The sequence below is a fragment of the Streptomyces sp. CBMA156 genome (assembly GCF_014596515.1).
Taxonomy (GTDB): domain Bacteria; phylum Actinomycetota; class Actinomycetes; order Streptomycetales; family Streptomycetaceae; genus Kitasatospora.
In genome coordinates, this window is record NZ_MSJQ01000027.1 from 1 (window position 1) to 3064 (window position 3064).

Consider the following 3064-nt stretch of genomic DNA (forward strand, 5'->3'; position numbering starts at 1 on the left):
GCGGGTGGGGCGGCTGGCGGTCGCGGCCTGCTACCGGGCCGCCCAGGACGAGGCGCTCATCGGGGGTGACGCGTACGCGCTGCAGGTCACCCCGTACGGCGTGCGCGGGCTGATCGCGGACGTGCGGGGCAAGGGGCTGCACGCGGTGGGCGCGGTGTCGGTGCTGCTGGGCGCGTTCCGGGAGGCCTCCCACCGGGTGCCGGAGCTGGCCGCGCTCGCGGACGCGCTGGAGGACTCGTTGCTGCGGGAGAGCGAGCGGATGAGCGAGGAGCTGCGGCTGGAGGGGTTCATCACCGCGCTGCTGGTGGAGTTCCCGCCCGGGGAGGAGAGCGTGCGCACGCTCGACTGCGGGCACCCGGGACCGTACCTGCTGGGCCCGAACGCGAGGGACGAGGCGGTACGGGGCGAGGCGGTGCGGGGCAGGGCCGGCCCCGGGGTGCGGCGGCTGGACGCGGCGGATCCCGGGCTGCCGCTGGGGATGGGCGGGCTGGGCGTCGGGCGTCCGGCGCCGGAGAGCAGGCCGTTCCCGGCCGGGTGCACGCTGCTGCTGGTGACCGACGGGGTGACCGAGGCCAGGGACGCGGCGGGGGAGTTCTACGATCCGGTGCTCGGGCTGGCTCCGCTGGGGCCGTTCGGCGGGCCGGCGGAGGTGCTGGACGCGCTGGTGGCGGACGTCGAGCGGTGGACGGGCGGGCCCAGGGACGACGACATGGCGGTGCTCGCGATCACCCGCCGGGCGGAGCGGGACGACCGACCGGTCGGCTGAGGGGGCGGACGGGTGGCCGGGGCGTGACCGGTCGGCCCCGGTCGGCTCCGGTTCGGCTCCGGTTTCGCTCCGGTGCGGCCCCGGACCGGCGGCCGTGGCCGCCCGGGACCCCGTTCTACGTCCCGCTTCGATCACGCGGATATCACGATGAGGTGTCGGTCGGGCTTCGCTTCATGGGATCCGGCCAAGTTGAGGCTCTCCGTCCGGTGGCTGGAAAAGCCGCGTCCGTATACCGGACGGCGAAATGGATCGATGGAGCCGGAGGCGGTCGGGTCGCCCGTCGACCCGTGCCGCCTCGGTCGACAGGCGAGGACGGTGGTGCGGCTGCGGCGGGTGTGACCGTCAGGGGCGCGCAAGGAGCGCCGGGGTGGTGGCGGGATTCGGCCGACCTCCGGGCCGTCCGGAAACGGACCCGGTGCTTGCCCCGTGTCGAAGGGGTGACCGAGAGTCGCATCGATGAACGAGAAGCCCAGCCCCCGCCAGGCCCGTCTGCTCGACCACCGCGACTTCCGGCTCCTGCTGACCGGAGCAGCCGCGGCCCAGACGGGCAGTCAGGTCACCCTCGTCGCTCTGCCGTTGGTGGCGGTGCTGGTGCTCGACGCCACACCGTTCCAGGTCGGTCTGCTGACCGCCGCGGAAACCGCCGCCTTCCTGCTCGTCGGCCTCCCGGCGGGCGCCTGGCTGGACCGGATGCGCAAGCTGCCGGTGCTGGTCCGGGCCGACCTGGTGCGCTGCCTGGCCGTCGGGTCGATCCCGCCGGCCGCCGCGCTCGGGGTGCTCGGCATGCCGCAGCTCTACGTGGTGGCGCTGGTCACCGGGGTGGCGACGGTGTTCTTCGACGTCGCCCACCAGTCCTTCCTGCCCGCCGTCCTGCCGCGCGAGCAGCTGGTCGGCGGGAACGGGGCGCTGGAGACGGTCCGCTCCTCGGCGCAGATCGCCGGGCCCGGCCTCGGCGGCGGGCTGGTCCAGCTGCTCGGGGCGCCGCTCGCCATCGTGGCCGACGCCTGCGGGTACCTCGTCTCCGCGCTGCTGCTCGTCCGGATCAAGGTCGAGGAGCCACGTCCGGAACCCGCGCCGGGGCGCTCGCTGCGCGCCGAGGTCGGCGAGGGCGTGCGGTTCGTGCTCGGTCACCCGCTGCTGCGGGCGATCGCGACCGCCACCGCCACGTCCAATCTGTTCTCGGCCGTGCTGACCGCCGTGCAGACGGTCTTCTGGGTGCGGGTGCTCGACCTGTCGCCGGGCGCCATCGGCGTGCTGCTGTCGGTCTCCGCCGTCGGCGGGCTGGCGGGCGCGCTGTGCGCCGGGCAGCTCGCCCGGTGGATCGGACAGGCCCGGCTGATCTGGCTGTCCACGGTGGTGACGGCGCCGTTCGCGCTGCTGTGGCCGCTGTCCGGCAGCGGCGCGGGCGTGGTGCTGTTCGGCCTGGCCTCCGGGGTGGTGCTGTTCGGCGCGGTCGCCTACAACGTCGCCCAGGTGAGCTTCCGGCAGAGCCTCTGCCCGCCGGAGCTGCTCGGCCGGATGAACGCCACCATGCGCTTCCTGGTGTGGGGGACCCTGCCGATCGGCGCCCTGGTCGGCGGCGTGGTCGCCGACGCGTCCGGGCCGCGCACCGCGCTCTGGCTCTGCGCGATCGGCTTCCTGCTGGTGCCGTTGCCGCTGCTGCTGTCACCGCTGCGGCGGATGCGGGAACTGCCGGGCGCCGACCGCACGGCCGGGCCCGCCGCGGGCCCGGAGGCCGGCGACGAGGAGGACGCCGTGAGCCCCACGACGCCCTGACCGGCGGCCACCTGCCCTCGGCCGCACGCGTAACCGTCCGAACCGCCTTCCGTGAACCCCGAACCGCCTCCGCGCATCGCCTGCCCGCACCGCCTGCCCGAACCGCCTGCCCGAACCCCGAACGAACCCCTGGACCTGAGCACAGCCCTGGCCGAGTCCCCCGACCGATCCCCGACCCGAGCCGCGACCGGAAACCGGAGACCGTTCCCGTGCACGCCAGCATCACCGCCGCCTACCTCGCCCGGTACCGCTCCGCCGCCGCCGAATCCCCGGTGGAACTGCTCCCGCTGACCGGAGCCCAGCGACGGTTCCTGATCACCCGCAGGCTCGCGCAGCAGAGCCGCACCGACGTCGTCCCGCTGTTCTTCGCCTACCCGCTCGGCACCCTCGACCTCGACCGGCTGGCCCGCGCCGCCGCCGCGGTGGCCGCCCGCCACCCGGCACTCTGCGGCGGCTTCGGGACCGTACGCGGCACACCCGTGCTGCGCACCGGCGGCCCCTCGGCCGAGGCCGCCAGGATCG

General features: G+C 75.3%; 2 protein-coding genes and 1 pseudogene. All 3 read left to right on the forward strand.

Features of this window, described 5'->3' with window-relative positions; genetic code table 11:
• The coding region (locus BU198_RS01765; protein ID WP_188295024.1) for a PP2C family protein-serine/threonine phosphatase at positions 1-766 on the forward strand (766 nt) is incomplete at its 5' end.
• A 456-nt stretch (positions 767-1222) separates the two neighbouring features.
• A complete protein-coding gene (locus tag BU198_RS01770; protein WP_188295025.1) occupies positions 1223-2542 on the forward strand; it encodes an MFS transporter in 1320 nt (439 codons plus the stop codon).
• A gap of 209 nt (positions 2543-2751) precedes the next feature.
• Positions 2752-3064, forward strand: a pseudogene (locus BU198_RS01775) (non-ribosomal peptide synthetase); the annotation flags it as partial.

Excerpts from the sequence above, each read along its gene's own strand:
- BU198_RS01770 (WP_188295025.1), top strand. The coding sequence starts at position 1,223 with ATGAACGAGAAGCCCAGCCCCCGCCAGGCCCGTCTGCTCGACCACCGC.